The sequence below is a fragment of the Cytophagia bacterium CHB2 genome (assembly GCA_030263535.1).
Lineage (GTDB): Bacteria > Zhuqueibacterota > Zhuqueibacteria > Zhuqueibacterales > Zhuqueibacteraceae > Coneutiohabitans.
Genome location: SZPB01000520.1, coordinates 1 through 3,401 on the forward strand (window position 1 = coordinate 1; position 3,401 = coordinate 3,401).

The window sequence follows — 3,401 nt, forward strand, 5'->3', positions numbered from 1 at the left end:
GCCGCCGACCATCATGCGCCAGCAGCCGGGCATGAAACGCGAAGCTGCCAGCCGGAACGGCGAAGCCAAGCCGGCGTTTGTGGTTGCTGCGGAGTCGCCTCTGGTGGCGAGCGAAGTCTGAACCGGAAACGAATGACAGCGCAATGCCGCCGCGACTAAAACGTGGAAGCATTGCGTTGCCAATGTTCGTGTTGCAGAGCTGCTGGAGGCGAACATCCGTGGCATGATTGAGTTCACGTTTCAGTTATATCGGTTTACCAGCATTTTGCTTGCGGCAACGTTTATCTTGCCTGCCTGCCCTCAAAAGAAATCTTGCATCTTCCCGCCCCATTTGCTACTTTTGCCACACTTTTGTTGGATACGAATGGCTAGTTTAACTCGAAGGCACCAAGGCACGAAGCAAGAGACAGTAGCGATTTTGTGTCTTCGTGCCTTTGTAGCTCATGAACCTCACTTGTGTAGGAGACGATTTTTGATGCCAAGGAAGTCGCTCGGGCTTTTTATCTTGCTGTGCTGTCTGATTCAGGTTCCGGCGTTCGCGCAGTTTAAGATCGAGCGCGCGCGGGAAGATTTTTTTCTCGGCCAGCAAGCGCGGCAAGTCACGTTTTATACCAATTCCCATTTCAACCGCGTCGAAGGTTTGTATCTCAATTTCGGCGCAAAATATCATCCCCGCCCCATCACGGGATTGACGCTGTTCGGCGATGTTGGCTACGGCTTCAAAAATGAAAAGGGCAAACGCTGGCGCGGCAATGCCGGCTTTACCCAAAAATTTCTCAGCGCCAATCAGCTCACCGTCGGCGCGGATTATTTCAATCGCATCGACTCGAACGACGATTGGCTCGTTGGCGAATGGGAAAACTCGCTGGCCGGCATTTTCTTTCACGAAGATTTCATGGATTATTTCGGCAAGAAAGGCGCGCGCGGCTTTGTCGATTACCGGCTTTTGCAAGCGCATACCTTGCGCGTGGAAGTTTCCGGATATAAATATGATCGCATGCAGCGTAATACGAATTGGAGCCTGTTCGGCGGCGACAAATCCTATGCGCTCAACACCCGCGCTGCTTATCCGGTTATCCCGGGCAATGAGCAATCGTTGCTCTTGATCTCCGCGTTTGATTGGCGCGATAATCCCATTTTTCCCATCGTCGGCTGGTATGCCGATGTTCAGCTCGAGAAAACCTTTGGCGATTTTGAAACCACGGGCTTGTTTGTGACGCTCAAGCGTTATCAACCAACATTTAGCGATCAGAAATTTCAGATCAAGCTGCTGGCCGGCACGCGCACCGGCAGTCACGCGTTTCAACATCTGCTGCCGTTGGGCGGGTTGGGAAATTTGCGCGGCTATCGCGAGAAAGAATTTCTGGGCGATCGCGCGGTTTTTCTCACCGCCAACTATATCATCGGCCAAAATTGGCTGCATCATGTGCCGCTGCAATTCATCCCGATTTGGGAAGGCGTGTCGATGGGCGTGTTTGCTGAAACCGGCCTGGCGTGGTTCGCCGACCCGAATAACCCCGAAGCCGGGCTGTTTGATTTCGGCGTGATCAAGCCCAAAGATTTTCAAAGCGATGTGGGCTTTTCGATTTTTGTCGCAGAAAATATTTTGCGCGTCGATATTGCCAAGCGCCTCGATCGCGGCCACGACGATTGGCGCGTGTTGTTCCGCATTCTGGATAAATTTTAAGATGATGCCGAATTCGGATTTTGATGTTTCATTGGCGTTATAAAAGTTGCTGCGTTATGCTCTGATACCCGCCTGCGATTTTCATCGCACGAAAGCCTGACGTTGCAGTAATCCCGTGTTTATCAAGTTCAGTGAACATTCCCCGTGAAGGATCTCTACCTCAACATTGCCGTCGTTTTCATTCTCGCCTGTGCCGGAAATTTTGTGACCGGCTCACCTGTGGCCGCGCAAACGCAGGAGGCTGAGGCGGAATCTCTGCAAACGCAGCCATTCAGCAATCCGCCCATTATCACCTCGCTTGTCATCACCGGCAACCGTCACACCAAGCATCATATCATTCTCCGTGAAATTCAAGTCAAAGTCGGCGACGCGCTCGATCCCGAAGTGCTGGAGGCCGATCGCAAACGCCTGCTGAATTTGCGCTTGTTCAGCCATGTCGAGATCGACGCGATTCCCGTCGAGGACGGTGTTCAGCTCATCATCACAGTTTATGAGTCGTGGTACATTTATCCCTATCCGATTTTTTTCATGAATGATCGCGATTGGGACAAACTTTCCTACGGCGCCGGTTTGCTGCACTACAATTTCCGCGGCCGCCGCGAAACATTGGCGCTCTCGGGCTGGGCGGGCTACAATCCCTCGCTGCAGCTCGATTACGGCAATCCCTGGATGTTCGGCAATGCGAATATTTTCGGACGCTGGCGTTTTTACACACAAACCGTGCGCAATCGCTTCTTGAGCAATAGCTTTCAGGACGTCAACGAAAAACGCTGGGGAGGAAATTTTACCGTCGGGAAACGCTTTGGTCTGTTCACGTTTTTTAGCATAACCGCCGGTTACTCGAGCCTGCGCTTTACGCCGGAGAGCGTGCGTGACCCGGCTGATAATCAAATCATCGATTTGTCGGGCCGCGACGAGCGCGGAAGCTTGGTTGCATCGTTCTTGTATGACGCGCGCGATTTTTATGAGTATCCCCGTGCCGGAACATACCTCTCGCTTTGGGGCAAACGCGTGGGCCTCACCACCAATTACACGCCTTATTGGCGTTATGGCTTTGATGTGCGGCGCTATCAAAAAATCTACAAAGGCCTGGCCTTGGGCGGCCGCGGCATGGCAGATTTGTCGCCCAGCGACGTGCCGCTGGATGATTTGGTCAACTTCGGCTATCGCAATCGCGTTCGCGGCCATTTTTACCGCCGCTTGCACGGCGATAATCTCGCGCAAGCCGGCCTGGAGTTGCGCGTGCCCATCATTCCCTTGCGCTATCATCGCATCGACCAAAACCCTTTGTTGCAAGATACCATGTTCGGGCGCTATTTCAAGACGGTCAAGTTTGGCGTGAGCGCGGGCCTCTTCGCGGATTACGGCGTAATTTGGAATCATGGCGAGGGTTTTCATCCCGAAAACGGACGCAGCGGTTTGGGCGCGGGCTTGCATATTCACATGCCGTATCTCAACGTGTTACGTCTCGAAGGCGCTTTCAACGAAGACGGCAAGCTGGAAGGGTTCGTGGATGTGGGGGTGGCGTTTTAGCGAGTGCTTTCTAGCGTTTTTGAAATTGGCGTGCAGGAATCGTAGCCCCGCCCCCTCGTGGTGCGATGTCGCATGCACGATTTGAATTCGGCCGTAACGAACATCATGCTCGTTGCATTCGCCCTGTAGTCCCGGCGCCTTGTGCGCCGCTGCTGCTTGCACAATTTGAATATGGTTCTTT

General features: G+C 53.1%; 2 protein-coding genes. Both read left to right on the top strand.

Annotated features, from left to right (window positions below; genetic code table 11):
* The first annotated feature begins 475 nt into the window (after positions 1-475).
* On the top strand, positions 476-1,687 hold the full coding sequence (locus FBQ85_28300; GenBank protein MDL1879035.1) for a hypothetical protein: 1,212 nt from the start codon (positions 476-478) through the stop codon (positions 1,685-1,687).
* A gap of 144 nt (positions 1,688-1,831) precedes the next feature.
* Positions 1,832-3,220, top strand: coding sequence for a hypothetical protein (locus tag FBQ85_28305; protein MDL1879036.1), 1,389 nt, complete (start codon positions 1,832-1,834; stop codon positions 3,218-3,220).
* The last annotated feature ends 181 nt before the right edge of the window (positions 3,221-3,401 follow it).

Bases quoted from the DNA above. Each gene is read 5' to 3' on its own strand.
- FBQ85_28300 (MDL1879035.1), top strand. From the start codon at position 476: ATGCCAAGGAAGTCGCTCGGGCTTTTTATCTTGCTGTGCTGTCTGATT.